The organism is Nocardioides jiangsuensis, from assembly GCF_019679455.1.
GTDB lineage: Bacteria > Actinomycetota > Actinomycetes > Propionibacteriales > Nocardioidaceae > Nocardioides_C > Nocardioides_C jiangsuensis.
Window position 1 is genome coordinate 548984 of the sequence record NZ_JAIEZQ010000002.1, and the last position, 26880, is coordinate 575863.

34 protein-coding genes are annotated in these 26880 nt (G+C 72.6%); 23 read left to right on the forward strand and 11 right to left on the reverse strand.

Annotated elements, in window-relative coordinates; all coding sequences use genetic code 11:
* The first annotated feature begins 2 nt into the window (after window positions 1-2).
* Window positions 3-866, forward strand: a complete 864-nt coding sequence (locus K1X13_RS19130) for a thioesterase family protein (protein WP_308249511.1) — start codon at window positions 3-5, stop codon at window positions 864-866.
* Between the two features lie 67 nt (window positions 867-933).
* Here K1X13_RS19130 and K1X13_RS11165 read toward each other — a convergent pair whose 3' ends face one another.
* The 4 genes from K1X13_RS11165 to K1X13_RS11180 all read right to left on the reverse strand — a co-directional run bounded on the left by K1X13_RS11165 (window position 934) and on the right by K1X13_RS11180 (window position 4466).
* The gene (locus K1X13_RS11165) at window positions 934-2520 is read right to left on the reverse strand and encodes a hypothetical protein (RefSeq protein ID WP_221025138.1); all 1587 of its coding nucleotides are present in this window, start codon (window positions 2518-2520) and stop codon (window positions 934-936) included.
* A gap of 141 nt (window positions 2521-2661) precedes the next feature.
* A complete protein-coding gene (locus K1X13_RS11170; protein ID WP_221025139.1) occupies window positions 2662-2958 on the reverse strand; it encodes a histidine phosphatase family protein in 297 nt (98 codons plus the stop codon).
* Window positions 2913-3284 (reverse strand): histidine phosphatase family protein, encoded by a 372-nt coding sequence (locus K1X13_RS19840; RefSeq protein WP_372450695.1) that lies wholly within the window; start codon window positions 3282-3284, stop codon window positions 2913-2915. Before K1X13_RS19840 ends, K1X13_RS11170 begins: the two co-directional genes overlap by 46 nt.
* 84 nt (window positions 3285-3368) lie before the next feature.
* Window positions 3369-4466 (reverse strand): hypothetical protein, encoded by a 1098-nt coding sequence (locus K1X13_RS11180; protein ID WP_221025141.1) that lies wholly within the window; start codon window positions 4464-4466, stop codon window positions 3369-3371.
* A 67-nt stretch (window positions 4467-4533) separates the two neighbouring features.
* Between K1X13_RS11180 and K1X13_RS11185 the strand changes: the two genes are divergently transcribed.
* The 6 genes from K1X13_RS11185 to K1X13_RS11210 all read left to right on the forward strand — a co-directional run bounded on the left by K1X13_RS11185 (window position 4534) and on the right by K1X13_RS11210 (window position 9494).
* On the forward strand, window positions 4534-5652 hold the full coding sequence (locus K1X13_RS11185) for an NUDIX domain-containing protein (protein WP_221025142.1): 1119 nt from the start codon (window positions 4534-4536) through the stop codon (window positions 5650-5652).
* Entirely contained in the window at window positions 5649-5957 is a 309-nt protein-coding gene (locus K1X13_RS11190) for a hypothetical protein (RefSeq protein ID WP_308249512.1), read from the forward strand. The genes K1X13_RS11185 and K1X13_RS11190 overlap by 4 nt, the downstream gene beginning before the upstream one ends.
* 10 nt (window positions 5958-5967) lie before the next feature.
* Complete coding sequence (gene mshB / locus K1X13_RS11195) at window positions 5968-6873, forward strand: N-acetyl-1-D-myo-inositol-2-amino-2-deoxy-alpha-D-glucopyranoside deacetylase (RefSeq protein ID WP_221025143.1); 906 nt, start codon at window positions 5968-5970, stop codon at window positions 6871-6873.
* Complete coding sequence (locus K1X13_RS11200) at window positions 6870-7220, forward strand: hypothetical protein (RefSeq protein ID WP_221025144.1); 351 nt, start codon at window positions 6870-6872, stop codon at window positions 7218-7220. The genes mshB and K1X13_RS11200 overlap by 4 nt, the downstream gene beginning before the upstream one ends.
* Before the next feature lie 10 nt (window positions 7221-7230).
* Window positions 7231-8961: a VanW family protein gene (locus tag K1X13_RS11205; protein ID WP_221025145.1), complete on the forward strand. Its 1731-nt coding sequence runs from the start codon at window positions 7231-7233 to the stop codon at window positions 8959-8961.
* A gap of 107 nt (window positions 8962-9068) precedes the next feature.
* Window positions 9069-9494 carry a hypothetical protein gene (locus K1X13_RS11210; protein WP_221025146.1) on the forward strand — a complete coding sequence of 142 codons (426 nt, stop codon included), beginning with the start codon at window positions 9069-9071 and terminating at the stop codon, window positions 9492-9494.
* A gap of 24 nt (window positions 9495-9518) precedes the next feature.
* Here K1X13_RS11210 and K1X13_RS11215 read toward each other — a convergent pair whose 3' ends face one another.
* The gene (locus tag K1X13_RS11215; RefSeq protein ID WP_221025147.1) at window positions 9519-10523 is read right to left on the reverse strand and encodes a GNAT family N-acetyltransferase; all 1005 of its coding nucleotides are present in this window, start codon (window positions 10521-10523) and stop codon (window positions 9519-9521) included.
* A 137-nt stretch (window positions 10524-10660) separates the two neighbouring features.
* Between K1X13_RS11215 and fdxA the strand changes: the two genes are divergently transcribed.
* Both fdxA and dapC read left to right on the forward strand, forming a co-directional pair.
* Window positions 10661-10984, forward strand: a complete 324-nt coding sequence (fdxA, locus tag K1X13_RS11220; protein ID WP_221025148.1) for a ferredoxin — start codon at window positions 10661-10663, stop codon at window positions 10982-10984.
* A 23-nt stretch (window positions 10985-11007) separates the two neighbouring features.
* The gene (dapC, locus tag K1X13_RS11225) at window positions 11008-12165 is read left to right on the forward strand and encodes a succinyldiaminopimelate transaminase (RefSeq protein WP_221026023.1); all 1158 of its coding nucleotides are present in this window, start codon (window positions 11008-11010) and stop codon (window positions 12163-12165) included.
* A gap of 30 nt (window positions 12166-12195) precedes the next feature.
* Here the strand turns inward: dapC and K1X13_RS11230 are convergent, their stop codons facing one another.
* The 3 genes from K1X13_RS11230 to dapD all read right to left on the reverse strand — a co-directional run bounded on the left by K1X13_RS11230 (window position 12196) and on the right by dapD (window position 14552).
* On the reverse strand, window positions 12196-12474 hold the full coding sequence (locus K1X13_RS11230) for a hypothetical protein (RefSeq protein WP_221025149.1): 279 nt from the start codon (window positions 12472-12474) through the stop codon (window positions 12196-12198).
* Between the two features lie 85 nt (window positions 12475-12559).
* Window positions 12560-13576, reverse strand: a complete 1017-nt coding sequence (locus K1X13_RS11235; RefSeq protein ID WP_225914950.1) for a VldE C-terminal domain-containing protein — start codon at window positions 13574-13576, stop codon at window positions 12560-12562.
* Window positions 13563-14552 carry a 2,3,4,5-tetrahydropyridine-2,6-dicarboxylate N-succinyltransferase gene (dapD, locus tag K1X13_RS11240; protein WP_221025150.1) on the reverse strand — a complete coding sequence of 330 codons (990 nt, stop codon included), beginning with the start codon at window positions 14550-14552 and terminating at the stop codon, window positions 13563-13565. The genes K1X13_RS11235 and dapD overlap by 14 nt, the downstream gene beginning before the upstream one ends.
* A 71-nt stretch (window positions 14553-14623) precedes the next feature.
* On the opposite strand from dapD, the gene K1X13_RS11245 reads away from it, so the two are divergent.
* From K1X13_RS11245 to K1X13_RS11280, 8 genes are read left to right on the forward strand one after another with little or no spacing between them, the layout of a single operon-like run.
* A complete protein-coding gene (locus tag K1X13_RS11245) occupies window positions 14624-15316 on the forward strand; it encodes a VOC family protein (RefSeq protein WP_221025151.1) in 693 nt (230 codons plus the stop codon).
* A complete protein-coding gene (gene dapE, locus K1X13_RS11250) occupies window positions 15313-16383 on the forward strand; it encodes a succinyl-diaminopimelate desuccinylase (RefSeq protein ID WP_221025152.1) in 1071 nt (356 codons plus the stop codon). Before K1X13_RS11245 ends, dapE begins: the two co-directional genes overlap by 4 nt.
* Window positions 16384-16401: 18 nt before the next feature.
* On the forward strand, window positions 16402-17208 hold the full coding sequence (locus tag K1X13_RS11255; RefSeq protein WP_372450696.1) for an LOG family protein: 807 nt from the start codon (window positions 16402-16404) through the stop codon (window positions 17206-17208).
* A gap of 54 nt (window positions 17209-17262) precedes the next feature.
* Window positions 17263-17535 carry a DivIVA domain-containing protein gene (locus K1X13_RS11260; protein ID WP_221025153.1) on the forward strand — a complete coding sequence of 91 codons (273 nt, stop codon included), beginning with the start codon at window positions 17263-17265 and terminating at the stop codon, window positions 17533-17535.
* Entirely contained in the window at window positions 17532-17999 is a 468-nt protein-coding gene (locus K1X13_RS11265) for an SRPBCC family protein (protein WP_221025154.1), read from the forward strand. The genes K1X13_RS11260 and K1X13_RS11265 overlap by 4 nt, the downstream gene beginning before the upstream one ends.
* On the forward strand, window positions 17986-18594 hold the full coding sequence (locus tag K1X13_RS11270; protein WP_221025155.1) for a DNA-3-methyladenine glycosylase I: 609 nt from the start codon (window positions 17986-17988) through the stop codon (window positions 18592-18594). The genes K1X13_RS11265 and K1X13_RS11270 overlap by 14 nt, the downstream gene beginning before the upstream one ends.
* A gap of 49 nt (window positions 18595-18643) precedes the next feature.
* The gene (locus K1X13_RS11275) at window positions 18644-19057 is read left to right on the forward strand and encodes a hypothetical protein (RefSeq protein WP_221025156.1); all 414 of its coding nucleotides are present in this window, start codon (window positions 18644-18646) and stop codon (window positions 19055-19057) included.
* Window positions 19054-19797: a M14 family zinc carboxypeptidase gene (locus K1X13_RS11280; RefSeq protein WP_221025157.1), complete on the forward strand. Its 744-nt coding sequence runs from the start codon at window positions 19054-19056 to the stop codon at window positions 19795-19797. The genes K1X13_RS11275 and K1X13_RS11280 overlap by 4 nt, the downstream gene beginning before the upstream one ends.
* Window positions 19798-19806: 9 nt before the next feature.
* Here the strand turns inward: K1X13_RS11280 and K1X13_RS11285 are convergent, their stop codons facing one another.
* Complete coding sequence (locus tag K1X13_RS11285; RefSeq protein WP_221025158.1) at window positions 19807-20571, reverse strand: L,D-transpeptidase family protein; 765 nt, start codon at window positions 20569-20571, stop codon at window positions 19807-19809.
* 4 nt (window positions 20572-20575) lie between these two features.
* On the reverse strand, window positions 20576-21379 hold the full coding sequence (locus K1X13_RS11290) for an enoyl-CoA hydratase/isomerase family protein (protein WP_221025159.1): 804 nt from the start codon (window positions 21377-21379) through the stop codon (window positions 20576-20578).
* 333 nt (window positions 21380-21712) lie between these two features.
* Here K1X13_RS11290 and K1X13_RS11295 point away from each other — a divergent pair, with 333 nt between their 5' ends.
* The 4 genes from K1X13_RS11295 (at window position 21713) to K1X13_RS11310 (ending at window position 24663) form a co-directional block, all read left to right on the forward strand.
* Window positions 21713-21880 (forward strand): DUF3117 domain-containing protein, encoded by a 168-nt coding sequence (locus K1X13_RS11295; protein WP_221025160.1) that lies wholly within the window; start codon window positions 21713-21715, stop codon window positions 21878-21880.
* A gap of 148 nt (window positions 21881-22028) precedes the next feature.
* Window positions 22029-23564, forward strand: a complete 1536-nt coding sequence (locus tag K1X13_RS11300) for a leucyl aminopeptidase (protein WP_221025161.1) — start codon at window positions 22029-22031, stop codon at window positions 23562-23564.
* A 53-nt stretch (window positions 23565-23617) separates the two neighbouring features.
* On the forward strand, window positions 23618-23959 hold the full coding sequence (locus K1X13_RS11305; protein ID WP_221025162.1) for a hypothetical protein: 342 nt from the start codon (window positions 23618-23620) through the stop codon (window positions 23957-23959).
* Between the two features lie 116 nt (window positions 23960-24075).
* Window positions 24076-24663, forward strand: a complete 588-nt coding sequence (locus tag K1X13_RS11310; RefSeq protein WP_225914951.1) for a GNAT family N-acetyltransferase — start codon at window positions 24076-24078, stop codon at window positions 24661-24663.
* Between the two features lie 112 nt (window positions 24664-24775).
* On the opposite strand, the gene K1X13_RS11315 is transcribed toward K1X13_RS11310, so the two are convergent.
* A complete protein-coding gene (locus K1X13_RS11315; RefSeq protein ID WP_308249513.1) occupies window positions 24776-25363 on the reverse strand; it encodes an O-methyltransferase in 588 nt (195 codons plus the stop codon).
* Between the two features lie 321 nt (window positions 25364-25684).
* Between K1X13_RS11315 and sigE the strand changes: the two genes are divergently transcribed.
* A complete protein-coding gene (sigE, locus tag K1X13_RS11320; RefSeq protein ID WP_221026028.1) occupies window positions 25685-26290 on the forward strand; it encodes an RNA polymerase sigma factor SigE in 606 nt (201 codons plus the stop codon).
* Between the two features lie 32 nt (window positions 26291-26322).
* Window positions 26323-26847 (forward strand): zf-HC2 domain-containing protein, encoded by a 525-nt coding sequence (locus K1X13_RS11325; protein WP_221025163.1) that lies wholly within the window; start codon window positions 26323-26325, stop codon window positions 26845-26847.
* The last annotated feature ends 33 nt before the right edge of the window (window positions 26848-26880 follow it).

The following is a 26880-nucleotide window of genomic DNA, read 5'->3' on the forward strand; positions in this document are numbered from 1 at the left end:
GGGTGACCACCACCGAGCAGAAGCCCGAGCGGACCGAGTCGGAGTTCGACCGCGGCATCGCGCTGCGCAGGCGCGAGGACGACGCACGCACCTACGACGGCGACCTCGACGGCGGCTGGAAGGTCGGCGAGGGGATCAACGGCGGGCTGCTGCTCGCGCTCGCGGGCAACGCGCTGCGCCAGACCTTCCTCGACGACGACCACCCGGACCCGATCTCGGTCAGCGCCTACTACCTCTCGGCCTCCCGGGCGGGGGCCGCGACGCTGCACACGGACGTCGTACGGCGTGGTCGCACGATGTCGACGGGGACGGTCGCGCTGTGCCAGCCCGACGACGCCGGGCAGCCGGTCGAGCGCGTGCGCGCGCTGGCGACGTACGGCGACCTGACGTCCCTGCCGGAGCAGGTGCATACGACCGCCGCGGCGCCCGTGCTCCCCGACCCGGAGCGATGCATCGGCACCGACCTGGCGCCGCCGGACTTCAGGGCGAACGCGCCTCTGCTGGACCGTTTCGACCTGCGTCTCGACCCGGACACGGTCGGCTGGGCGCTCGGCAAGCCGTCCGGCCGGGGCCGGATCCAGGGGTGGCTGCGGCTCGCCGACGGACGCGAGCCCGACCCGCTGTCGCTGCTTCTCGCGCTCGACGCGCTCCCGCCGGTCACGTTCGACCTGGGCCTGCCGGGATGGGCACCGACCCTGGAGCTCACCGCCCACGTCCGCGCGGTCCCTGCTCCCGGGTGGCTCAAGGTCGTGCACGCGACGCGCAACTACGCCGGCGGCCTGCTCGAGGAGGACGCCGAGGTCTGGGACTCCACCGGGCGGCTCGTCGCGCAGTCACGGCAGCTCGCCCGGGCCCCGCGCCCGTAGCCGGACAGGTCGTCACGGTCGTCCTGAGGTGAGGCGACCGCGGTCTGCACGCGAGGCGTTCAGCGGGTCAGGCGGCGTACTCGACGACGAGGTCGGCGACGTAGCGCTCCAGCCGGGTCACCGGTTGCGGTGAGCCGGGGCCGTGGACGTCCGGGGTGCCGCGGACCTGACGAGTCCCGGTGTGGTCGACGAGGTAGATCGCGCCGTGAGGTGCTCGCCACACGAAGATGCCCGGGAACGGCTGGTGGAGCTCCCAGTCGCCGTGCGTCTTGACCCGGTGGTGGAACCGGCTCATCGGGGCGAGGTTGTCCTCGCGGGTCTGGCCGGGTGGCCCGCCCTCGTCGGGTGGGACATAGCGGCGGGTGTGGTCGAGGTCCATGCCGCGCCGGGTCGAACCGGCGTAGGGGAACACGTCGGCCGGCGTCCGCAGCTGCACGGCCTCGCGGAGCCGGTCGGGGATCTCGTAGGCGTCCACCGGAGCCTGCCCGGCGAGGTCGACGACCGGCCTGACCGTGAACCTGCAGTGCGGCCCGAGGAGGTCGCGGACGTACTGCGCGGAGACCGGCCCCTCACCCTCCCAGCGGACGACGCCGCCGGACCCGTCGAGAGAGTCGGCGTGCAGGTGGAGGTAGAGCGTGACCGTGGGCAGCAGCGACCGGGGGTCGAAGGTCCATCCCGTCGAGCCGGCCGCGGGTACGTCGGCCGGGTGGAAGGGCCTGGCGAACGCCGCCAGGCCGGAGCCCTGCGCGACCCCACAGTCCGCGGTGGCGCCCACGGAGCCCTCGTCGGACGTGTCGTCAGCCGGGTCGTCGTCGGAAAGCGGTTCGTCCTCGGGGGCGTAGCCGTCACCCGGCGTCGGGGTCCCCGCGGACCGACCCACGTGCGCGGCGTACGCCTGGAGCAGCTGCAGCGCCTGCAGCGGGTTGGCCATCAGCAACATCGCCGTCGCGCGGCGAGCGTCCTCGGGATCGGCGTCGCCCAGAGCACGGAGCCCGTCGGCGAGGTAGGCGATGGTCGCGTCGATCCGGGTGATCGCCGCGGCGTGGTCCTTGACGTACAGCGTCTTCTGGCCGTGGTCGTTGGAGCGGCCGACCTTGGCGAACTGCTCCTGCGCCGCGGCCAGCTCACGCTCCGCAGCGGCCTCGGGGTCGGCCTCGACCACCTTCGCCTCGACCACGGTGAGGAACCGGTGGAAGGGCAGCCGCCCGTCGGCGTACTCGGCGACCCCGGCATCGACGTACGCGGCCTGCTCCAGGCTCAGGGCCCGGGTCGCCTGTGCCACCTTGCGCGCGACCCACGACTGCACCTCGCCCGCGGCGACCCGCGCCCACAGCCGGGGCAGCCGGTGCCGCGTCTCCAGCACGTCACCGAGCAGCCGCTTCGCGGACCCGGTGCCGATGCCGAGCTCGCCGGCCATCTCGGCGACCGCGAACTCGCGCACGGCCGGAGTGCCCGCACCGGCCAGCCGCACCGACATCTCCATCCCGGGCAGCAGGTGCCGGTCGGTCAACGTCGCGTCGGCGTCGTAGAGGTCCGCGAAGTGCGCGGCCAGCAGGAAGATGTCGCGCTCGGCGGCATCACGTCGGCGGCGCAGCCGACCGAACGACACAAGCGCCTCGCGGGCGTCGTGCTCGTCGATCGGCGTCGTCTCCATGGCCCTCACGCTAGGGCAGACCACCGACAGTTTCGGGCATCGCCCGCGGCGGCCGTGGCTCGTCTCATCCACCCGGCTGGGGCCTTGCCCAGACCTACCGTGACTGGCCCACTGCCGCCTGGTGAGCCAGGCGGACGCGAGTCAGAGCCTCATGTGGGCCGGAAAGCCCGTCCACCGCAGCTCGTCGGGCAGGTGCGACATGTCGTTGAACACCACCACGGTGGGCGGCCGGTCAGTGAAATACCGAAGCACCGTCAGAGCGGCGTGGCCGTGGTCGAGCCCCAACCAACGCCACTGCGGAGCAGCGCACGCATGGCGAACCAGCCACCCGATGGTGAAAGCGTGAGTCACGACCAGATGGTGGCTGTCGTCCCCGACCTGCTCCGGCCCGGTCAGCAGCCGGATGGCCTCCGCCGCGAACTCCGCTCCCTGTGCCACTTCCCCGACGAGACGTCAGCCAGGAATGCCATCACACCGGCCCGGTGCTCTGGGTCGACCTCGTCCGGGGACGGCACGTGGGGGATGTAGTCCCCGGCAGCGTCGAGCTCGATGACCGGCACCTGGCTGCCGAGCTGCCGTGCCACGAGCTGCGCGGTTTCCGTCGCCCTCGGCAGCGGGCCGTGCTGAACCGATCCGAAGGGCACATTCGACAGGCGCCGCCCAAGCAACACGGCCTGCTGGACACCCCGCTCGGTCAGCCTGCCGTCGTCGTCCGGCTCGGCGTGCCGCGTGAGGTACAGGTGTCGCACTGACATTCCCGGCATTCAATCACGAGCCCTTGACGGCCAATAGGAGCATCAGTTCCGGGCGGCCAAAGCCCTTGTGCACCAGGAGAGTCCAGGGCGCCGTCAGTCGAAGGTCGACCGGTCCATCGCGAAGACGTAGCGCCGCCCCGGGTACTCCGACAGCGACAGCAGCTGGTCCCGCGACGGCCAGTAGCTGACGTCCTCCACGCCCACCGGCAGCACCCCGGTGCGACGCCGGAACGCCCCAGGTCGTCCGACGTACAGCGAACCGGGTAGGCACCTTCCGGCGCTGGTCGTCAGGTACCACCGGCCGCCGACGACGGTCGCGCCCTGCATGCCCTGCACCCCCTGCTCCGGCAGCCGGGTCGGCCGAGCCACGCCGTCGTCGGAGACCCGCAGCAGCGACGTCGCGGGGTCGAGCGTGAAGTCGACGAGCCGGGTGGTCCGACTGCCCCGTCCGTACTCGCCCGCCACCAGACGCGGCGCACCAGCCGGCCCGCCCCCGCGCGCGGCGTGCGCGAGCGACAGGAACGAGTACCGCATCCGCTCGACGCCATCCTCGGCGAACGCGTCGTAGGTGAAGCGCACCGGCAGCACGTAGCGGTACCCGAAGCTGCCCACCCCGACGCCGAGCGCCGACGGGTCGCCGCTGCCCGGCACCCGCATCACGTCGTCGAGGTGGAAGGTGTGGATCCCGCGCGCCGTCCCGGCCGCGTGCAGGTAGCGCCCGTGCCACACGAGCCCGCCGGCGTGCACCTTCACCGGCCGCAGGTCGACCGTGCCCGAGGCGGAGAGGTGCGCCTCGACGAGGAGGACGTGCCGGTACGCCGGCCCTCCGGACGCGCCGACGTCGACGAAGGTGACGCGCGACCCCTTGTTCAGCCCGTCCACGTCCTTGGAGTACCAGCTCGTGCACAGCACCGCGCGGCCGGCGACCTGCTCCGTCGCGGGGTCCGCGTCCGCCGAGGTGGTGATGCCCTGCGGCCACCACCGCTGGCTTCGGGAGTCCTCGTCGTCCCAGCGGAAACCCCAGCGCACCGCCCGGCCGGGCACGTTGCGCACCGAGCCCTTCCGGTTCAGGTCCTCGAGCACGCCGGCCACGCCGACCCGACCGCCGAGCGCCGCGGCCAGGGCGGACACCTCGTCGACCCGTTCACGCGTGCGCACGAGGTGCACCCCGGTCGTCCCCGGTTCGTCCACGTGACCCCTCCCACTAGATTGTCAGCCCGAGTCTGACGCGGGACGACAAGCAGGGAAAGGCGGACACGTGGCCGAGGTGCTCGTGATGGGGGCGGCCATCGTCCGTGACGGACGCGTCCTCGCCGCCCGCCGTACCGACCCGCCGGAGCTGGCCGGCCGCTGGGAGTTCCCCGGAGGCAAGGCCGAGCCGGGCGAGGACGCCGAGGCCGCGGCGGTCCGCGAGATCCACGAGGAGCTCGGCTCCGACGTCGTGGTGACCGGGCACCTGCGCGGCGAGCAGCACGTGAAGCCCGGTTACGTCCTGCGGGTGGCCCTCGCCGAGCTCGTCGCCGGCGAGCCCGTTCCGCACGAGCACGACGCGGTCCGCTGGCTCGGTCCCGAGGAGCTCCACGACGTCGCCTGGCTCGCGCCCGACGTGCCCTTCCTCGACGAGCTGCGGGAGGTCCTCCTCGACGGCACCAGGCTGGACGGCGGCAACGTCGGCGGAGCGGTCAAGGTCGGCCACACCGTACGGCGGGCGACCGGGTCGTGGACGCCGGCGGTGCACGCCCTCCTCGACCACCTCCGCGGCTCGGGCCTGCCCCACGTCCCGCGGGTGCTGGGCACCGACGCGCGTGGCCGCGAGGTGCTCACCCACCTGCCGGGCCACGTCGTCGACGTGGACCGCGACGCGCTCACCGACGCGCAGCTGGTCGCGCTCGCAGGCTGGGCGAGGTCCCTGCACGACGCCGTCCCGGACTTCGACCACCCCGGCCCGTGGCGGTTCTCCGGTGTCGACGGACCGACCGTGGTCGCCCACAACGACCTGGCGCCGTACAACGTGTGCTTCGAGGGCGACGCGCTCACCGGCGTCTTCGACTGGGACCTCGCCGGTCCGTCCACCCCGCTGCTCGAGCTCGCCCACCTGGCGTGGACCGCGGTGCCGCTGTTCCGGCCCGTGGATCCCGCGACCGCGGCCCGGCGTCTCGCGCTGGTCGCGGAGGCCTACGGCGGGTTCGCCGGGCGGGAGGTCCTCGACGCCGTCCCGGAGCGGGTCCGCATCGCCTGCGACGGCATCCGCGCCGCCGTCGCCGCCGGGGACGAGGGGATGCGCGCACTCGCGGCCACCGGCGAGCCCGAGCGCACCGAGCGGCGGCTGGCAGACTTGAGGGAACGGATCCCGGCCATCGAGAAGGAGCTCAGGTGACCCCGCTGCACCTCCGCGCGGTCTTCTACGAGGAGGACGACGCGCACGCCGTCGCCGGCCGGCTCAGCCACGACGGCTATCGGGCCGACGTGGTGCGCGAACGGCTCGCGGGCGAGGACGACGACGAGGACCACCCGTGGGCCGTCGTCACCGACGCCCCCGAGTTCGTCCTCGACGTGCTCGTCGACCAGCATGACGGCTGGCTCGACCTCGAGCGCGACCTCCCGCCGGTCGACGTACCCCCGGCGCCGCTGGACCTGCCCGAGGAGCCGCGCCGGGTGAAGGGGCACTTCCGCCGCGACTAGGCTGGACGGCATGGAACAGCGGATGTTGCTGGTGCACGCGCACCCCGACGACGAGAGCATCAACCAGGGCGCGACGATGGCCAAGTACGCCGCCCGCGGCACCCAGGTCACGCTGGTGACCTGCACCCTCGGTGAGGAGGGTGAGGTCCTCGTCCCCGGGCTCGCGCACCTGGCCTCCGACAAGGAGGACCGGCTCGGCGAGCACCGGATCACCGAGCTGGCCAACGCGATGAAGGAGCTCGGGGTCACCGACCACCGCTTCCTCGGCGGCGCCGGCACCTACCGCGACTCGGGGATGGTCTGGCACGAGAGCGGCCACGCCACGGCGGGGGAGGACGTCAAGGAGGGCACCTTCTGGCGTGCCGACCTGCTCGAGGCCACCGCGCACCTCGTCGAGATCGTCCGTGAGGTCCGCCCGCAGGTGCTCGTGACCTACGACCAGTTCGGCAACTACGGGCACCCCGACCACATCCAGGCGCACCGGGTCGCGACGTACGCCGTGTCGCTGGCCGCGGCGCGGTCCTTCCGGCCGGACCTCGGCCCGGCGTGGGACGTCGCCAAGGTCTACTGGGGTGCGATGTCGGAGACGCGGATGCGCGAGGGGCTGCGCAAGCTCCGCGCCGCCGGGGACACCACCACGTTCGAGGGCATGGACCCCGAGGACGACCTCGGCTGGTGGGTGACCTCCGACGAGTTCCTCGACGCCGAGGTCGACGCCAACGACTTCGTCGCCGCGAAGCTGGCCGCGATGCGCGCCCACGAGACCCAGATCGCCGTCGACGGTCCGTTCTTCGCGCTGTCCAACAACGTCGGCAACGAGGTGTGGGGCACCGAGTACTACCGCCTGGTCAAGGGCACCAAGGGTCCCGTCGACGAGCGCGGGCTCGAGACGGACCTGTTCGCCGGGCTCGAATGAGGGCCGCCGGCCTCGCGCTGGCCCTGGCCACGCTGGTGGTGGGTGCGGGTGCAGGGATCGCCTCGGTCGCCGTGCACCGCACCCTGCCCGGGATCGTGCTCGCGCTCGCCGCGCCGCTGTGGGCGCTGCTGGCCCTGCGGCAGTGGGGAGCGGGGGCGACGGCAACCTTCGCGGCCGGCTGGCTGGCGGCGCTGGTGGCCGCGCTGCTCGGCCGCGGCGAGGGTGACTACGTGGTCGCCGCCGACCTCTCCGGCTACCTGCTGATCGGCGGCGGATTCGCCGTGCTGGCCGTCGCGGTCACCGCGCTAGCGGCACGCAGTTCGGGCTCAGGGGTCACTCCCACCTAAACTGCCACGTGTGAGCGACCAGCCCTATCGTCAGAGGAACAACGACCGCCGCGTCGGAGCATGGCTCCTGACGGGCCTCGCGGTGCTGTTCGGGGGCCTGTACGTCGCCGGCTACCTGTTCACCGGTGACCGCGTGCCCCGGGGCACGAGCGTCGCCGGTGTCGAGATCGGCGGGCTCACCCCGGTGGCCGCCCGCGCCGAGCTCGCCGACGGCCTGCGGGCGCGCGACGGCGCGATCGTGGTCAGCGCCGACGGCCAACGCCGCCGGATCGACCCGGCCGAGGCCGGTCTGGACGTCGACGTCGAGGCCACCGTCGAGCAGGCCGGCGGCGGTCGCAGCTGGAACCCCGCCCGCATGTGGGACTACTTCACCGGCGGCGACGACCTCGAGCCCGTGGTCACCGTAGACGAGACCCGGCTCGGCGAGGAGGTCGAGTCCTTCGCGAAGGAGATCGACGAGCCCGCGCGCGAGGGCCGGATCAGCTTCAAGGGCGGCGAGGCCGACCCGCGCTACCCCGAGCCCGGCCAGCGCCTGGACCGCGCGAAGGCCGAGGACGCCGTGGTCGCGGCGTACCTCGGTGGCGACGAGGTCGTGCCCCTGGAGGTCGACGTGGTCGAGCCGGAGGTCAGCGAGAAGAAGGTCCGCTCCGCGATGGAGGACTTCGCCAACCCGGCCATGTCCGCCCCGGTCGTGTTCGTGCTCGCCAGCCAGAACGTCGTGCTCCGGCCACCGGCGTACGCCGACGCGCTCTCGATGAAGCCGGAGAACGGCTCGCTCGTCCCGCAGCTCGACGAGAAGAAGCTGCTCGCGGCGCTGAGGCCGGCCACCAGCAGCGCCGAGCTCGCCCCGCGGGACGCGACCGTGAAGCTCGTGAACGGCTCGCCGAAGGTCGTGCCCGGCCGCAACGGGGTCACCTTCGACCCGAAGCAGGTCACCGAGCAGTTCCTCTCGCTGGTCGTGCAGCGCGGCCGCAACCGCACGATGGAGGTCAAGAGCGTCATCGACAGGCCCGACTTCGACGCCGCCGACGCCGCGAAGCTGGGGATCGAGGAGGTCGTCTCCTCGTTCACCACGCAGTTCCCGCACGCCGACTACCGCAACGTCAACCTCGGCCGCGCCGCCGAGCTCGTCAACGGAACCGTGCTCAAGCCCGGCGAGACGTTCAGCCTCAACGACACGGTCGGGGAGCGCACCGTGGCGAACGGCTTCACCGAGGGGTTCATCATCAGCGACGGCGTGTTCAAGGAGGACCTCGGCGGCGGCGTCTCCCAGGTCGCCACGACACTGTTCAACGCGGCCTTCTTCGCCGGCCTCGAGGACGTCGAGCACAAGCCGCACTCGTTCTACATCGACCGCTACCCGATCGGCCGCGAGGCCACGGTGGTGTGGGGCGCGGTGGACCTGCGGTTCAAGAACGACACCCCGCACGGCATCCTGATCCAGTCCTGGGTGAACCCGAGCACCCCGTCGTCGTACGGCTCGATGAACGTGCGCATGTGGTCCACGAAGTACTGGAACATCACCGCCGGCGTCTCGGACCGCTACGACATCACCGAGGAGGACACGCGGTACGTCGAGGACAAGGACTGCGTGGAGAACGACGGGTACGGCGGCTTCGACATCGACGTGTACCGCTACTTCCGCCGTGCGGGGAGCGACGAGCTGGTCCGCAAGGAGACCATGCACACGACGTACACGCCCTCCGACACCGTGATCTGCGGCAAGGACCCGAACGCCTGACGGTGCCCCCGCCCCGGGGGAAACCTTTGCCGTGGGCGTGCTCGTGTGCCCGCTGCGTTACCTCCGCGTGGACGGGGTGTGGAACTGCGCCGAGCATGCTGAAAGGCATGAACCTCACCGCGTTCCAGAAGCTGCGCAGCGGGCTCCGGCGTCACGGGGTGCCGGCCGCCGGCCGTGACCTGCTGTCGTTCGAGCTCCGGCTGCGGACCGCGCTGGAGGAGGTCGGCGTCTTCGCCGACGTCGAGGTGGAGCGCACCCCCGACCACGACCGGCTGCTGGTCGCGCTGTGCAGCTACCGCGGCGACCTGACCGAGGACGAGGTCGCCTGGACCCTCGAGGACCTCTGGGCCGACCTCGGCCACAGCCACTGGTCGGCGCACAGCTTCCTGACCGACCGCGGTCACGTGGAGCTGCAGGCCGGGTCGCTGAGCGGCGTCGCCGGCTCCTACCTCACCGTGCACCTGGTCGCGCAGGCCCAGGAGCTGCCCGCGCAGCGCACGCGCTCCGACGCCCCGGTCGCCGTCCCCGCCTGAGCCCGGGCCGTCACCGGGCCCCCGTCAGGCAGCGGTGCCGGTGAGGTACCGGTAGGCGTGGTGGGTGACGAACCCGAGCCGGTCGTACGCCGCCAGTGCCGGCGGGTTGTCGCCCCGGGTCTGGAGGTACGCCGTGGTCACGCCACGCTCCGCGGCCCACTCCAGCAGCGCGCCGACCACGACGGTCCCCAGCCCCTGCCGGCGTCGCGCGGGGGAGACCCACACGTTGGTGATCCCGGCCCAGTCGTCGGTCTCCCCGCCGCGCGCCACCCTGCCCTTGGCGACCACGAGCCCGTCCAGCTCCACCGCCGCGAAGCCCACCTCGGCGGAGCCCTCGAGCACGCCGACCGCGTCGTCGCCGTGGGACAGGGCGCGCGTGTCGTCGGCGAGCCAGGCGGGGCCGCACGCGGGCGTGAGGGTCACCGGCGGCACGACGTCCGGCAGCGTCCGCCGTACCACCCGGCGGGCCTGCGCCACCGACGCGACCTGGAACAGCGTGTCCGCCTCTCCGGGCCGCGCGAGGACCCACCCCGCGGACTCGAGGGCGTGGTGCACGTCGGAGCCGACGACCACCTGCGCCCACGCCGGCAGGTCGCGCGCGGCGTAGAACGACCGCACCCGCCCCGCCGCCTCGTCGATCCCCGTGCCGGGGTCGCCGACGGCCAGCGCCGCGTTGGCCCGTGAGCTGTACCCGCCCGACGCGCGCAGCAGCCAGTCGCCGAGCCGCTCGGTCTCCCGGGCGCGCCAGGCGGCGTCGGCGCGCAGCTCCGCCTCCTCGGGGGAGACCCGGTGCCGCACCGAGGGACGGGGCGGGACCGGCTTGCCGGAGACGATGTCGCCGACCGCGATCGTGGTGACCGCACCCTCGGCGTCTCGGATCGTGGTCACGCCGTCGGCCCAGGTCTCCATCACGCCGAGCAGGTCGGTGAACGCGGGACCGCCGGTGGGGCCCGTCTCGCCACGGACCAGGCGCCGGACCACCACCCGCTGCCCGACCACGTGCGGGCCGAGACCGGGGGGATTCGTCACGACGGCGGAACTTTCGCTGGATGGACCGGGTCAGGCGCGTCGGCGCCCGAACGAGATACTAGGCTGTACAACGTTCCGGAACGGTGCTCGACCGTGGTGCGGGACGGACAGCTCAGCTCATCCGAGGAGGAACCAAGGTGACGTACGTCATCGCGCAGCCCTGTGTGGACGTCAAGGACAGGGCGTGTGTCGACGAGTGCCCCGTCGACTGCATCTACGAAGGCTCGCGGATGCTCTACATCCACCCGGACGAGTGCGTGGACTGCGGGGCCTGTGAGCCCGTCTGCCCGGTGGAGGCGATCTTCTACGAGGACGACACCCCGGAGCAGTGGAAGGACTACTACAACGCGAACGTCGACTTCTTCGACGACCTCGGCTCGCCCGGCGGTGCCGCGAAGCTCGGTGTGATCGAGAAGGACCACCCGATGATCGCCGCGCTCCCGCCGCAGAACCAGGAGTGAGCGTCCCCGTCGACGACAGCCACGTGCCGCCGCCCTTCCTCGAGAAGTGGTGGGCGGCACGTGCTGGTGAGGGCCCCGTCTCGCGGTCGCTGCCCGACTTCCCGTGGGACAAGCTGACCGCGTACGCCTCGCAGGCCCGCGCCCACCACGACGGCATCGTGGACCTGTCGGTCGGTACGCCGGTCGACCCCACGCCGGCGGTGGTGCAGGAGGCCCTGCGGGGTGCCGCGGACTCGCCCGGCTACCCGACGACCGTGGGGCGCGCAGACACCCGCCAGGCAGCCGTGGACTGGCTCGCGCGACGGTTCGGGGTGACCGGGCTCGGCCTCGACGGCGTGCTCCCCGTGATCGGCTCCAAGGAGCTCATCGCCTCGCTGCCGAGCCACCTCGGTCTAGGGCCGCGCGACCTCGTCGTGTACCCCGCCCTGGCCTACCCGACCTACGAGGTGGGCGCACGGCTGGCCGGCGCCCGCGCGGTCGCCACCGACTCGCTGACCTCGGTCGGCCCGGAGAAGGTCGCCCTGGTCTGGATCAACTCGCCGTCCAACCCGACCGGCCGGGTGCTCCCCGTCGAGCACCTGCGCAAGGTGGTCGCCTGGGCCCGGGAGCGCGGTGCGCTGCTGGTCTCCGACGAGTGCTACCTCGAGTGCGCCTGGGAGAGCGCCGACGGCCGCGGGCCGGTCTCCGTGCTGCACCCCGACGTCTGCGACGGCGACCACTCCGGCATCCTCGCGGTGCACTCGCTGTCGAAGCGGTCCAACCTGGCGGGCTACCGCTGCGCGTTCGTCGCCGGCGACACCTCCCTGGTCGGCGAGCTGCTCGCCGTGCGCAAGAACCTCGGGCTCCAGATGCCCGGTCCGCAGCAGGTCGCGATGAAGGCGGCGCTCGACGACGACGAGCACGTCGCCGAGCAGCACGCGCGCTACGCGGCCCGGCGCACCGTCCTGCGCGGCGCGCTCGAGGGCGCCGGGTTCCGGGTCGACCACTCGGAGGCGTCGCTCTACCTGTGGGCGACCCGTGACGAGCCGTGCTGGGACACCGTGCGCGCCCTCGCCGAGCGCGGCGTGCTGGTGGCGCCGGGGGAGTTCTACGGCCCCGCGGGCGCGAGGCACGTGCGGGTCGCGTTCACCGCGACCGACGAGCGCGTGGAGGCCGCCGTACGCCGGCTGGCCGACGCCTGACCCCGCGGCGGGGCGGCGAGACGGCTCCGGTCAGTGCTGGAAGCCGTTCGGGCCGGGCATCGGCCGCGCGCCGGTGGCGATCGGGGTGCGCTGCGGCGCGGCGGCGGCGATCCGGACCGCGGCGATCGCCTCGACGCGGACCACGGCGTGCTCGCTGTCGCGCGAGCTCAGCACGACGCCGAAGCCGTCCACGGCGGCCACGGTCCCGGCCATCCAGATGCCGCCGACGAGGAGCTCCACGGGGAGCTCGTTGTCGAGGGCGCGGTTCAGCGCCGTACCGATCGTGTAGAGCGTCGAGTCGCTACCCACGGTGACCTCTCCGGAACGTCCACCGGACGTCCCGGTCGCGCTCCCAGGATGCCAGCCGGGAGGGACGGTTCGCGGTGGTTTGGGACTACTCGCCCTCGACGACGTCGACGTGGACGTGGTCGCGGTGCTCGAGGACCGCGCGGTCCCCGGGGCCGTCGCCCGGGTCGTAGTCGCGCCAGCCCTGCTCGGAGCGCAGCCCGGCGGTCCAGATCCGGTCGTCGAAGATGACGTGGTGGACGTCGAGGCGCTCGGCGTGCGCGACCAGGTACTGCGCGACCGCCCAGCCCCGGCGGTTGTTCGCCTCGTTGACCGGCCGCACGAAGATGTCCACGGCGCGACCGTCGTAGTGGGCGGACCCCTCCATGTGCCCGTCCTTCACGCCGCCGGGGGCGAAGCCGCCGAGCGACTGCGGGCCGAACGCCTTCTCCACGTCCCTGCGGACCGCGCTCGCCCGTGGCGTCAGCCCGCTGCGGCCCTCCCTCTCGGCGTCCGGCTCGTCGAGCGGCGCGCGCACGACGCAGCTGAACCGCCCGCCCGGGGAGTAGCCGGTGAGCGCGGAGGCGAGGGCGCGGGCGTCCTCGGCGTGGTCCTCGTAGGCCTCCGGGAAGCCCGACCGCTGCACCTCCTGCGCGGCCTCGGTGATCCGCATCTGGTCGTAGCCGTCGACCTTGACCAGCTCGTCGTAGAAGGTGTTGATCGAGTAGTAGGGGTTGCTGATCTGCTTCTCGGTGCCCCAGCCCATCGAGGGGCGCTGCTGGAACAGGCCGAGCGAGTCGCGGTCGCCGTGGCTGACGTTGACGATCTTGCTCTCCTGGTACGCCGTGGCGAGGGCGATCGAGACCGCCCGCGCCGGCAGACCGCGCCGTACGCCGATCGCCGCGATGAGCGCGGCGTTCTCGGCCTGCTCGGTGCTCAGCTCGACGACCACGTCGCCGACCTCGGCGGTGCAGCCCTCGGGGTCGGGCAGCGGGCCCACGCCCCGGTAGACGAGGAAACCGGCGGCGGCGACCACCGCGAACATCAGGAGACCGACCAGCACGAACCGTGCGGCCCCGCCCTGCTCGGTCCTGCGTCGTCGGGGTCCTCGGTCAGTCGTTGGCATGGAGGTCGACGTTCAGCGCGATGCCCTCTCCCTGCCAGGGGACGGCCTCGATGGCGCCGGAGACGGAGTTGCGGCGGAAGAGGACGTTGTCGGAGCCCGACAGCACGGATGCCTTGACGACCTTCGGCTTGCCGTCCATGTCGCGGATGGTGACCTTGGTGCCCGCGGTCACGTAGCAGCCGGCCTCCACGACGCAGTCGTCGCCGAGGGAGACGCCGATGCCGGCGTTCGCGCCGACCAGGCAGCGCCGGCCCACGGAGATGACCTCCTTGCCGCCGCCGGACAGGGTGCCCATGATCGAGGCGCCGCCGCCGATGTCGGAGCCCTCGCCGACCACGACGCCCGCGCTGATCCGGCCCTCGACCATCGAGCCGCCGAGCGTGCCGGCGTTGAAGTTCACGAAGCCCTCGTGCATGACGGTGGTGCCGGAGGCGAGGTGCGCGCCGAGGCGGACCCGGTCGGCGTCGGCGATGCGTACGCCGGTGGGCAGCACGTAGTCGGTCATCCGCGGGAACTTGTCCACGCCGAAGACGCTCACGTGCCGGCCGTCGGCGCGCAGCCGCAGCCGGGTCTCCTCGAAGCCGTCGACCGCGCACGGGCCCTCGCTGGTCCACACCACGTTGGTGAGCAGGCCGAAGACGCCGTCCAGGTTGATGCTGTGAGGGACCACCAGGCGGTGGCTGAGCAGGTGGAGGCGCAGCCAGGCGTCCGGGGTGTCCACCGGTGCGGCCTGGAGGTCCTCGAGGACGGTGCGGACGACCACACGGCGCACGCCGCGGACCTCGTCGACGCCCTCGAGCGCGCGGAGGGCCGCGGTGGCCTCGCCGTCCGCCGGGGCGGACCCCAGCTCGGGGGCCGGGTACCACGTGTCGAGGACGGTCCCGCCGTCCCCTTCCTTGGTCCCGGTGAGGGTCGCGAGGCCGAATCCCCAGGCCTTCGCGGGGGCTGCTGCGTGCTGCTGGCTGGTGTCGGTCACGTGTGACAGGCTAGCGAGCCTTCCTCAAGGAGACCCGCCACGCCCGGCGGCAGCAGTGAAGGAGATCACGGATGAGTGCGGTCGCACGCTGGAAAGAGCTCTGCATGGACACCACCGGTGGCGAGACGCTGGGCCGGTTCTGGGCCGACGTGCTCGGCCTGGAGTTCCAGCCGGACGAGGAGAGCGGCAACGTCGTCGGCTCGGCCGAGGGGCAGGGGATCGCGATGTGCCGCGTGCCGGAGGCCAAGACCGTGAAGCACCGGGTCCACCTCGACGTCTACACGGCGTCGGTCGACGACCTGGTCGCGCGGGGAGCGTCCGTCGTACTGCCTGCCTCGGAGTCCGGCTTCTCCTGGGACGTGCTCGCCGACCCCGAGGGCGGGGAGTTCTGCGCCTTCCGGCGGTCGGCCGACGAGCTGCCGGCCTACCGCCTCTACGAGCTGAATGTCGACGCCGCGGACGCCGAGCACATCGCGCGCTGGTGGGGCGACGTGCTCGGCGTCGAGGCGAAGACCGCCGAGGGCCAGGACTGGTGGTGGCTCGAGGGGGTCCCCGACGTGCCCTTCGAGTGCATCGTGTTCGCCCCGGTCCCCGAGCCGAAGACCGTGAAGAACCGGATCCACTGGGACCTCCGCTCCACGGTCGAGGAGATGCAGGCGGCCGGCGCCACCCTGCTGCGCTCCCGGGACGACGAGATCTCCTGGGACGTGATGGCGGACCCGGAGGGCAACGAGTTCTGCGTCTTCGACAGACTGCCCTCATGACCCACCTGGACCTGACCGTCGACGCCGTCACGCTCACCGAGGACCTCGTCAACATCGCGTCGGTCAGCGGTGACGAGCAGGAGATCGCCGACGCCGTCGAGACTGCCCTCGCCGCCCTGCCGCACCTGAAGGTGCGCCGCTTCGGCAACACCGTCGTCGCGCGCACCGAGCAGGGGCACGCCGAGCGGGTGGTGGTCGCCGGCCACCTCGACACGGTGCCGCTCAACGACAACCTGCCGGCCCGCCGCGACGAGGAGAACCTCCACGGCCTCGGCAGCTGCGACATGAAGGGCGGCTGCGCGGTGGCGCTGCGGCTCGCCGCGACCATGCCGGTCACCAACCGCGACCTCACCTTCGTCTTCTACGACTGCGAGGAGGTGGAGGCGGAACGCAACGGCCTCAAGCTGCTCAGCGAGAGCAACCCCGAGCTGCTCGAGGCCGACTTCGCGATCCTGATGGAGCCCTCGGACGGCGTCGTCGAGGCCGGCTGCCAGGGCACCATGCGGGTCGACGTGGTCACCCGCGGCGAGCGGGCGCACTCCGCGCGGGCCTGGATGGGCACCAACGCGATCCACGGCGCCGCGGAGGTGCTGGCCCGGCTGAACGCCTACGAGCCCCGCCGCCCGGTGATCGACGGGCTGGAGTACCACGAGGGGCTCAACGCGGTCTTCGTCACCGGCGGCGTCGCGGGCAACGTGCTGCCCGACCAGTGCACGGTCTCGGTCAACTACCGCTTCGCCCCCGACCGGTCCGAGGAGGAGGCGCTCGCCCACATGCACGAGGTCTTCGACGGTTTCGAGTTCGAGGTCAGCGACTCCGCCCCCTCCGCGATGCCCGGTCTCGGCGTGCCCGCGGCGGCCGCGTTCGTCGAGGCCGTCGGCGGCGAGGTCAACCCGAAGTTCGGGTGGACCGACGTGGCCCGGTTCAGCACGCTCGGCGTCCCCGCGGTGAACTACGGCCCCGGCAACCCGCACCTCGCGCACAAGCAGGAGGAGTTCGTCCCGCTCGCGCAGATCCGGCACGTGGAGGAGCGGCTGCGGGCATGGCTCGAGCCATCCGTCCGGTGAGTCGCTAGCCTCGGGCCCATGACCGAGTCACCCGAGGTTTCCGCCAGCCCCAGCAAGAGCCGGGGCCGGACCACGATGCGCCGCAGCCAGTTCCAGACCAGCACCACCGACCAGCGGCTGCTCGACAGCCGGGGTGCCTCGGACTGGGTGCACACCGACCCTTGGCGGGTGCTGCGCATCCAGTCGGAGTTCGTCGAGGGCTTCGGCGCGCTCGCCGAGCTGGGCCCGGCGGTGTCGGTGTTCGGCTCGGCGCGGACCCGGCCGGGCGACCCGATGTACGCCGTCGCGGAGGACCTCGGCCGGGCACTGACCGACGCCGGCTTCGCGGTGATCACCGGGGGAGGTCCCGGGGTGATGGAGGGCGCGAACAAGGGCGCCTGCGAGGCCGGCGGGGTCTCCGTGGGCCTGGGCATCGAGCTGCCCTTCGAGTCCGGCCTCAACCGGTGGGTCGACGTCGGGGTGAACTTCCGCTACTTCTTCGCGCGCAAGACCATGTTCGTGAAGTACGCCCAGGGCTTCGTGGTGCTCCCCGGCGGCTTCGGCACCTTCGACGAGCTGTTCGAGGCGCTCACCCTGGTCCAGACGCAGAAGGTCACGTCGTTCCCGATCATCCTGGTCGGCACCCACTACTGGACCGGGCTCGTGGACTGGATCCGGCACACGGTGCTGGAGGACGGGGCGATCTCCGAGGAGGACCTCGACATGTTCCACGTCACCGACGACGTCGACGAGGCGGTCGGGATCCTCGTGGACGCCGCCAAGCGCCGGCAGTCCCCGGAGCCGGGCGGCGGGGAGGCCTTCCCGGACGGCACCAGCCCCGACTGAGCCGGACCGCCGGTACCGCCCGGGACTGTCGGAGCCGCGTGGCACGATGCACGTATGACCTGGTTCTTCGCCGTCCTCATCGTCCTCGCGATGGGCGCCGTCGCGGTCGTGGCCACGGGTCGCGGCGGGTCGATGAGCGAGGTGTACGACGACCGCCCCGACGTCCGGGTGCAGGCCGACGGGCCCCTGACGCCGTACGACCTGCGCCGGGTCCGCTTCACCACCGCCTTCCGCGGCTACCGCATGTCCGAGGTCGACGCGCTGCTCGACCGGCTCTGCGCCGAGATGGCTCCGGAGCCGCGCGCCGACGACGGGGGCACGCCGTGAGGCGGGCGCTGGTCCGCTCCGACGTCCTCGTCGCGGCGCCCGCGCGGCTGGTCTGGGACTACGTCACCGACTGGCCCCGCCAGGGCGAGTGGATCCCGATGACCCGGGTGGAGGCGCTCGACGCGGCCGACCGGGTCGGCGGGCTCATCCGCGCCTGGACCGGGGTGGGGCCGGTCGGTTTCTGGGACACGATGACGATCACCGCGTGGGAGGAGCAGCCGGACGGCTCCGCCCGCTGCGAGGTGCTGCACACCGGCCGGGTGGTCCGCGGTGACGGCGAGTTCGCGGTGGTGGCCGACGGGCCCGACAGTTGCCGGTTCGTGTGGTGGGAGCGTCTCGACCTCCCCTTCGGCCGTCTCGGCGCGCTCGGCTGGCGGCTCACCGGCTGGTCGATGCGCTCCGGTGTCGACGCCGCCCTGCGCCGGCTGGCACAACGGGCGGAGGCGCTCCATGCAGCCGTCTGACGAGCTGGTCCGGTGCGCCTGGGCGCTGGGCACCCCCGAGTACGTGACCTACCACGACACCGAGTGGGGCCGCGCCCTGCACGGCGACCGGGAGATGTTCGAGCGGGTCAGCCTCGAGGCGTTCCAGTCCGGGCTGTCCTGGATCACCATCCTCCGCAAGCGCGAGGCGTTCCGCTCGGCGTTCCACGGGTTCCACCCCGACGCGGTGGCCCGCTTCGGCGAGGCCGACGTGGAGCGGCTGCTCCAGGACGCCGGGATCGTCCGCAACCGCGCCAAGATCGAGGCGACCGTGCAGAACGCCCGCGCGGTGCTCGACCTCGACGGCGGCTTCAGCGAGCTGGTCTGGACCTTCGCGCCCGACGGCGACCGCCCCGCCCCGGCCACCCTGGCCGAGGTCCCGGCGGTGACCCCGGAGTCCAAGGCGCTGGCCAAGGCGCTCAAGCAGCGGGGCTTCCGGTTCGTGGGGCCGACCACGGCGTACGCGCTGATGCAGGCCACCGGGATGGTCAACGACCACATCGCCGACTGCCACGTCCGCGAGGTCTCGGGACCCGCCGCCCGTACGCCCGGTGAACGCGCCGCGCCGAGGACGTGAACTGCCCCACTGACACCGGCGAGCGCGTGGATCGGGCATGCTCTGATCCGTGACTCCGGAAATCATCACCGTCGTGCTCACCGTCCTGGCGACCGTCGTCGTCGTGCTGACGCGTGTCCGGCTGGCCAAGAACGGGGGTGAGGCGGCGGGTCGTCTCTCCATCCCCAAGAACCTGCTCAACACCCACACGGTCGTCGGTGGTCTCGCCGTGGTGGTGTGGGTCGCGTTCCTGATCACCGGCAGCCTGGCCCTCGGCTGGCTCGGCCTGCTGCTGTGGTGGGTCACGGTCGTCGCCGGCCTGCTGATCCTCGCCCGGTGGATGCCCGCCCGCGGCCGGCACTCGTCGGCCCCGGTCAAGGACACCTGGGGCGAGGGACCGGGCCTGTCGATCCTGGCCCATGTCGGCCTGCTCGTCGGCGTCCTGGTCTTCACCGTCCTGCTGGTGCTCGGCGAGATCCCGTGAGCCGGTCGCCGGCCGCGCGCGTCACTCTCGCCGCGTCGGCCGCCCTGGTGCTGGTCGCCGGAGCGCCCCCGGCGGCGCCCGCCGCGCAGGACGCCCGCCCGGCGGTGGTCCAGAGCCGGGTCATCGGCCACTCCGTCAAGGACCGGCCGATCCGTGCCTGGCGGGTCGGTGACCCGGACGCGCGGACCCGGGCGGTCGCCCTCGCGAGCCTGCACGGCGACGAGGCCGCGCCCCGGATGATCCTCCAGCAGATCCGCGACGGCCGGCCCGTCGAGGGCATCGACCTGTGGGTGGTGCCGGTGGTCAACCCCGACGGGTTCCTCGCGGACCGGCGTCACAACGCCCGCGGCGTGGACCTGAACCGCAACTTCCCGCGCGAGTGGGTCCGCACGGCGACCTCGGGCCGGCGGCCCGCGTCGGAGCCGGAGACCCGGGCGCTGATGCGGTTCCTCGACCGGGTCGACCCCCGCTTCGTGGTCTCCTTCCACCAGCCGCTCTACGGGATCGACACCTACGGCCCCAAGAAGCGCTGGTTCGGCCGGCGGCTCTCCGAGGAGCTCAACCTGCCCCGCAAGGACTTCGCCTGCGGCTCCGGCTGCCACGGCACACTGACCCAGTGGTTCAACAACCGCTTCGACGGCGTCGCGGTCACCGTGGAGTACGGCGCCGACCCGTCCTGGCGGCGCATGAACGTGGTCGCGCCGCGGCAGCTGCTCCGCGCGCTCGGCGGGAGCCGCTGACCGGTCCGGTCAGAAGCGCGTGCGGACCCAGTCGGCCGGGCCCATCACGATCCGCGGGTCCAGCTCAGGGTCGAGCCACCGCACCAGCCACCGGACGTGGCGGATCGGCGCGGAGACACAGCCCGCCGTGTAGCGGTTCTGCTGCACGTGCAGGAAGATCCCGCCGCCCCGGTCGGTGTCGGCCGGCCGGCGGGCGACGTACTGGCGCCGGTCCTTCGACCAGTGCACGCCGCCGGGCAGGTTGAAGCCGATCACGATGCTGTAGGCGTACTCGTAGCCGTAGTCGGCGAGCCGCTCGACGTAGTCCGCGCGCCAGCGCGTGGTCCGTGCCTTCGACGGCTGGAAGATGTTGTACGTCGCCGGGTCGCGCGGCTCGTAGGGCCAGAAGTCGTTGCCGTCCACGCGCCGGTAGGGGAGCCCGCTGCCCGGGTCCGCCCGGTTGCCGAACGCCGAGAGCATCGTGAACCGCCCGGCCGGCGTGGTGCCGGTGCTCTGCTGCCGGTCCTGGGCCCGGACGAAGCCGTTCCAGCCGAGCCGGGTGCGGATCGGCCCGCGCACGAGCCGCCAGTCGCCGTCCCGCTTGCGCCACACCCGGAGGCTGGCGCGGGTGCTGGACCAGCCGGAGCTGGTCACCGTGACCATCTGGCGCACGCCGGGACTGACCGAGATCTGCGAGGCGAGGTTGCCGCGGGCAGCGGCGGCGGTCTGCGGGGCCAGCCCCGAGCCGACCAGGAGCAGGAGGGTGACCAGGACGCCGAGTCGCCCGCGGGCCATCGGGCTACCGCCCCTCGAAGGCCGGCTGCTGCTTCGCCACGAACGACGCCACCGCCTGCTCGTGGTCCCGGGTCCTGCCGGTCAGCGCCATCATCTCGGCCTCGAACTCCAAGGAGGTGGCGAGGTCGTTGCCCGCGGAGTGCTCGACGGAGCGGCGGATCGCGCCGTACGCCACGGTCGGGCCGGCGGCCAGCCGCGACGCGAGCGCCGCCACCTCGGTCGCCAGCTCGGCGGCCGGGACCACCGTGGTGGCGAGGCCGAGCTCGAGGGCCTCGGCGGCGGGGATGGTGCGGGGGAAGTACAGCAGCTCGAGCGCCTTGGCCCGGCCCACGAGCCGCGGCAGGGTCCACGAGGCGCCGGTGTCGCAGGACAGGGCGACCCCGGTGAACGCCAGGTTGAAGCCGGCGGTGTCCGCGACCAGCCGGAAGTCACAGGCGAACGCCATCGAGGCGCCGGCCCCCGCGGCCACCCCGTTCAGGGCCGCGATGACGGGCTTCGGCATCGTGGCGAGCGCGGTGACGATCGGGTTGTAGTGCTCCGGGACGGTGGTGAACAACGTGTCGCGGCTGCCGCTCTCGAGGATCCCGATGTGCTCCTTCAGGTCCTGCCCGACGCAGAACGCGCGCCCGGCGCCGGTGAGGACCACGCAGCGGACGGCGGGGTCGTCCCCGGCCTTGTGCACGGCGTCGCGCAGCGCCTCCTTGGTGGGCACGTCGAGGCTGTTCATCGCCTCGGGACGGTTCAGCGTGATCGTGGCGACGCCGTCGGCGACGGCGTAGGTCACGGGCTGGTCGGCCTGGTCGGTCATGCGGGGTCTCCAGTCTCTGTACGGGCGTTGCGAGAGCGCAGCGGGTCCCCGCCGAGGTCGAACAGCGCGGACCGGGCGTGCATGGACGGGAGTCTGCCCTACGCCGGGCGGGCCCGCCTCCCCGGACGCGGCAGGCTCCGCGCGAGCGCCGTACACCGGTCGTCCGGCGGCCGGCGGGGCACCCACTCGTGACGGTTGCGGACAATGTGGTCAGCCCCGCGGAAAAATGCGCGATAATAGTCCGCACACCGGCGCGTCGGGATGCTCTTCACCAGGTGTGCGAGAGCCCACATCGACAGGGGCGCGCTGCATGTAACAGGAAGAGGTGTGCGCATGGCGGCGATGAAGCCGCGGACGGGCGACGGCCCGCTCGAGGTCACAAAGGAAGGGCGCGGCATCGTGATGCGCGTCCCGCTCGAGGGCGGAGGCCGGCTCGTCGTCGAGCTGAACGCAGAGGAGGCGGGGGCGCTCGGCGAAGCGCTGAAGGAGGTCGTCGGCTGACCTGACCAGGTCGTCGACATCGTCTTCGGACGTGCGCAGACCCTGGACTCTCCTGGTGGGAGTCCAGGGTCTTCGGTTGTAAATGGTCACCCAGTGAGTAGGGTCGTGACCGCAGTCCGTCCACCATCACGTTTCGGGGGATCCATTCGTGTCTCTGCCCAGCCAGGTATCACCGCCCCAGATCGCCCTCGCCGACGTGGCGCCCACCCGGGTCGTCGGCGCCGACCTGGTGGCGGTCCCGTTCGCCGCGGACGACGACGGGCTGTCCCTCGGGCCCGGTGCCGCCGAGCTCCTCGACGAGGTCGACCTCGACGTCTTCGCGCTCCTCGAGCACGCCAAGGCGACGGGCAAGGCGGGCGAGGTCGTCGAGCACGTCCTGCTGTCCCGCGCGGGCCTGAGCAACGGCAGCCTGCGGAGCCTGCTGTTCGTCGGGGTCGGTGCCGGCACCCCGGACGACCTGCGCCGCGCCGGTGCCGCCGTCGCCCGCCGCGCCAAGGGCCGCGAGACCCTCGCCACCTCGATCCCCGCGCTCAGCGACGACGCCGGCCTGCGGGCCTTCGTGGAGGGCCTGGTGCTCGGCTCGTTCGGCTTCCACCGCCGCTCCACCGGCCCCAAGGAGACCCCCGTCGCCCGCGTGGTGCTCGCGGGCCTCGACGACATCGGGACCCGCCAGGTCGCGCTCGACCGGGCGCTCGCCGTCGCCGGCGCCGGCTGGATGTCGCGGATGATGGCGCTGGTCCCCTCCAACGAGAAGAACCCGGTCTGGATGGCCGAGCGGGCCGAGGAGATCGCGAAGAGCGCCGGGCTGTCGATCGAGGTGTGGGACGAGAAGCGTCTCGTCGCCGAGGGGTTCGGCGGCATCGTCGGGGTCGGCCAGGCGTCGGAGAACCCGCCGCGGATGGTGAAGCTCGAGTACACCCCGAAGAAGGCCGGCCGGAAGGTCCCGCACGTCGTCCTCGTCGGCAAGGGCATCACCTTCGACACCGGCGGCCTGTCCATCAAGCCCGGCGACGCGATGATGAACATGAAGCGCGACATGACCGGCGGCGGCGTGGTCATGGCCGTCCTCGGCGCGCTGGCCGACGTCGACTGCCCGGTCCGGGTCACCGGTCTCATCCCGTGCGCCGAGAACTCCGTGAGCGGCAACGCGATGCGCCCCGGTGACGTGCTGCGGCACTACGGCGGCCGCACCAGCGAGGTCACCAACACCGACGCCGAGGGCCGCCTGGTCATGGCCGACGCGCTGGCGTACGCCGTGGCGGAGCTCGAGCCCGACGTGCTCGTCGACGTGGCCACCCTGACCGGGGCGATGAAGCTGGCGCTCGGGCAGCGCACCGGCGGTTTCTTCTCCACCGACGACGCGCTCGCCGACCTGATCCGCACCGCCGGCCAGGCCGCGGGAGAGCCGCTGTGGCGGATGCCGCTCGCCGAGGACTACGAGGAGCGTCTCGAGTCCAAGATCGCGGACGCCGACAACGCCGCGGGCGGTCCGGGCGCGATCATCGCGGCCCTGTTCCTGCAGCACTTCACCGGCGGTCTGCCCTGGGTGCACCTCGACATCGCCTCCGTCGGGGACTCCCCGGTCGACGCGCACGAGTGGACGATGGGAGCGACCGGGTTCGGTGCGCGCGCGCTGCTGCACTGGCTCGAGCTGCGCGAACCGCTCGCCGGGGTCACCGGCTGAGCCGTCGGGCGACACGACCCACGACGACCGATCGACGAACCAGGAGAGTCACCATGCACGGTCTGACCGTCCGCTGGTCCCTCGAGAACGCCCCGGAGGGCGTCGAGGAGGCCCTGTCCGCCTACGTCGAGGCCACCTCGCACCCGAAGTTCACGGGACGGCCGGGGCTCAGGTTCAAGACCTGGCGCATGCGCGCGGGGGAGTGGTTCGAGGGGTGCTACGTCTTCGAGACCCCGGCGGAGCGTGACGCGTTCCAGGAGGAGTTCAGCAAGACCGCGGCCGATTCGCCCGGGTCGCAGATCGTGGGCTCCGCGCCGGTGCTGATCGAGCCGTGCGACATCGTCGCCGTCGCGGAAGGCGGAGCCGGCTTCCTCGCCGCCCCCTCCTTCCGTTGAGACGTCACTCGTTCGGCGTTGAGACGTCACTCGTGAGGCGTTGAGACGTCAGTCGTACGGCGCCGTACGGCTGTAAAGCGGTGGCAGGACGCCGTACGCCGACCTAGCCTTTCGCCATGTTCGAGCTCGCGACGCCGCACCCGCGTTTCCACCGGTCCTTCCTCGCCGCCACGGACGAGTTCCTCGCGGCCGGTGAGGAGCCGTACGCCGGCATCCCGAACCTGCCTCCGGACCGGCAGTTCGACGGACTGAGCCTGACCCGCGCGGAGATGGACGACCCTGGGACGTTCGCGAGGTACGCCACGTGGCTGGCCGGCCTGCGCGAACCCGACTCGCCCCGCCCGGCGAACTACGTACCGAGCACCGTGCGGTGGATGGCCGACGGCGACGAGTACCTCGGCCAGATCAGCGTGCGCCACGAGCTGACCGAGCTGCTGCTCACCTGGGGCGGGCACATCGGTTACTCCGTCCGCCCGTCCGCTCGTCGTCGCGGCATCGCCACCGCGGCGCTGCGGATGATCCTGCCGACGTGCGCGGAGCTGGGGATCGACCCGGTGCTGGTCACGTGCGACCCCGACAACGTGGGCTCGCGTCGCGCGATCGAGGGCAACGGCGGGGTCTATGAGGACACCCGCAGCGGCAAGCGGCGGTACTGGGTCCCGGCGAACGTCGGCGCGCCCACGGTCGCTGACACCCCGGCCTGACCGCCGACCGGAACGACTGACGCCTCAAGGTCGCACGAGTGACGCCTCAACGCCGCACGACTGACGTCTCAACGCCGAACGGGTGACGCCTCAACGCAGAGCGCGCGGGGGATCAGGTCTCGGGGGTCCAGACCTTCTTCGCGACGAGCAGCCCGTCACCCACCGGGAGCATCACCGGCAGCAGCATGTCGTGGTCGCGCACGGTCTTGCCCAGCTCGCGGATCGACACCGTCTCGGCGTCCCGCTGCGCGGGGTCGGCCACGCGGTCGTGCCACAGGGCGTTGTCGAAGGCCACGATCCCGCCCGGCTTGAGCAGCCGCAGCGCCTCGGTGAGGTACTCGGAGTACTCCAGCTTGTCGCCGTCGCAGAACACCAGGTCGTAGTGGCCGTCGGTGAGCCGGGGAAGCACGTCGAGCGCCGCGCCGGGAATGAGACGCACCCGCTGGGGCTGGATGCCGGCCTCGACGAACGTCTGCTTGGCCAGCCGCTGGTGCTCGCCCTCGGTGTCGACCGTGGTGAGCACGCCGTCCGGGCGCATGCCGCGCAGCATCCAGAGACCGGAGACACCGGTGCCGGTGCCGATCTCGACCGCCGCGCGGGCCTCGGTGACGGCGGCCAGGAAGCGCAGCGCGGCGCCTCCGCCCGAGCCGATGGGGACGACTCCGACCTCGGCAGCGCGGTTGCGCGCCGTGGCGAGCACGTCGTCCTCGCTGACGAACTCCTCCGCGTAAGCCCAGCTGGCAGGCTTGAGTCCCGTAGCGATGGTGACCTCCTGGGTCGATGCGTAACACAGGGTGTGAACGAGACGTGACTCTACCGTCAGCGGCCCCGCCCCGACGCGCGGGAACACCGGCGGCGCCCCGGTCGTTGCACGGAGGCCGGGAAAACCCAGGAAACTACCACCCGTTCCTTCAGGGATCTCTCAGGAGCGGCTCCTAGCGTGGAAGAGGTCAGCGCCGAGAAGATGGCGACCACAGTCAGCGGCACAGCTGCCGGAGCCCGCTGGGGCAAGGAGCGCCGGATGAACGAGTCCGACCTGAACACCTCCTGGGAGACACCGTCCTGGGAGGACGTCGTCACCCAGCACTCCGCGCGGGTGTACCGCCTCGCCTACCGCCTGACGGGCAACCCGCACGACGCCGAGGACCTCACCCAAGAGGTCTTCGTCCGTGTGTTCCGCTCGCTGTCGCGCTACACCCCCGGCACGTTCGAGGGCTGGCTGCACCGGATCACCACCAACCTCTTCCTCGACCAGGCGCGACGCAAGACGAAGATCCGCTTCGACGCGCTCGCCGAGGACTCCGAGACCCGGATGCCCGGCCGCGCGCCGAGCCCCGACTCCCAGGTCGCCGACCGGCTCTTCGACGACGACGTGGAGGCGGCGTTGTCCGCGCTCCCGCCGGACTTCCGCGCCGCGGTCGTGCTCTGCGACATCGAGGGCCTGTCGTACGACGAGATCGCCGACGTCCTGGGCCTCAAGCTCGGCACCGTGCGATCCCGCATCCACCGCGGGCGGTCGATGCTGCGCAAGGCGCTGGCCCACCGGGCCCCCGGCTCCGGGCGCGTGCGCTACTCCGGACCGACGGAACCCCGCGGGCTCCCCGGCCTCGCCCCGCAGAGGTCGTGATGCGCTACCTGGGAGGACACCTGGGATCCGCGGTGAGCGCGTTGGTCGACGGCGCCCTCGACGACGCCGCCACCGAGCGGGCCTGGGCGCACGTGCTGGGCTGCGCGCCGTGCCGGCAGGCGGTCGAGCGGGAGGGCTGGGTCAAGCGCCAGCTCGCCACCATGTCCCCCGACGAGCCGCCGAACCACCTGCTCGGCTCGCTCTACGACCTCGACGGCGCCCCCGCACCCGGCGACGCTGACCGGCTCGAGGAGTCCTGGGTGGCCGTCGGCGAGATCGAGCGCCGCGGCCGGGCCCGCCGGCGTACCGGCATCGCGCTCGTCGGCGCGGGTTCGGTGTCCGTGGCGGTCCTCGGGTTCGCGTCCCTGGGCGGTGGCACGCTCGGCATCGGCGGAGCGCCCGGTGGCGCCCCGACCGCCTCCCTGACGCGGCCCACCGGTACGACGACCCCGACCACCGCGGTCATCGCGCCCACCGTGCGCGTGCACGGCAGGGTCGACCTCCGGCGTGGCAGCGACGGGGCGCAGCGCAACGCCGTGGACCTCCGCCGCGACTGAGTCCGGTGAACCCGCGACGCGTTTGCGGGCGTA

Coding starts and splice junctions, on each gene's coding strand:
- K1X13_RS11165 (WP_221025138.1), bottom strand. CDS start 2,520: ATGGAGACGACGCCGATCGACGAGCACGACGCCCGCGAGGCGCTTGTG.
- K1X13_RS19840 (WP_372450695.1), bottom strand. CDS start 3,284: ATGCCGGGAATGTCAGTGCGACACCTGTACCTCACGCGGCACGCCGAG.
- mshB (WP_221025143.1), top strand. CDS start 5,968: ATGGAACAGCGGATGTTGCTGGTGCACGCGCACCCCGACGACGAGAGC.
- K1X13_RS11200 (WP_221025144.1), top strand. CDS start 6,870: ATGAGGGCCGCCGGCCTCGCGCTGGCCCTGGCCACGCTGGTGGTGGGT.
- K1X13_RS11210 (WP_221025146.1), top strand. CDS start 9,069: ATGAACCTCACCGCGTTCCAGAAGCTGCGCAGCGGGCTCCGGCGTCAC.
- K1X13_RS11235 (WP_225914950.1), bottom strand. CDS start 13,576: ATGCCAACGACTGACCGAGGACCCCGACGACGCAGGACCGAGCAGGGC.
- K1X13_RS11245 (WP_221025151.1), top strand. CDS start 14,624: ATGAGTGCGGTCGCACGCTGGAAAGAGCTCTGCATGGACACCACCGGT.
- dapE (WP_221025152.1), top strand. CDS start 15,313: ATGACCCACCTGGACCTGACCGTCGACGCCGTCACGCTCACCGAGGAC.
- K1X13_RS11255 (WP_372450696.1), top strand. CDS start 16,402: ATGACCGAGTCACCCGAGGTTTCCGCCAGCCCCAGCAAGAGCCGGGGC.
- K1X13_RS11260 (WP_221025153.1), top strand. CDS start 17,263: ATGACCTGGTTCTTCGCCGTCCTCATCGTCCTCGCGATGGGCGCCGTC.
- K1X13_RS11270 (WP_221025155.1), top strand. CDS start 17,986: ATGCAGCCGTCTGACGAGCTGGTCCGGTGCGCCTGGGCGCTGGGCACC.
- K1X13_RS11285 (WP_221025158.1), bottom strand. CDS start 20,571: ATGGCCCGCGGGCGACTCGGCGTCCTGGTCACCCTCCTGCTCCTGGTC.
- K1X13_RS11290 (WP_221025159.1), bottom strand. CDS start 21,379: ATGACCGACCAGGCCGACCAGCCCGTGACCTACGCCGTCGCCGACGGC.
- K1X13_RS11295 (WP_221025160.1), top strand. CDS start 21,713: ATGGCGGCGATGAAGCCGCGGACGGGCGACGGCCCGCTCGAGGTCACA.
- K1X13_RS11305 (WP_221025162.1), top strand. CDS start 23,618: ATGCACGGTCTGACCGTCCGCTGGTCCCTCGAGAACGCCCCGGAGGGC.
- K1X13_RS11310 (WP_225914951.1), top strand. CDS start 24,076: ATGTTCGAGCTCGCGACGCCGCACCCGCGTTTCCACCGGTCCTTCCTC.
- sigE (WP_221026028.1), top strand. CDS start 25,685: ATGAACGAGTCCGACCTGAACACCTCCTGGGAGACACCGTCCTGGGAG.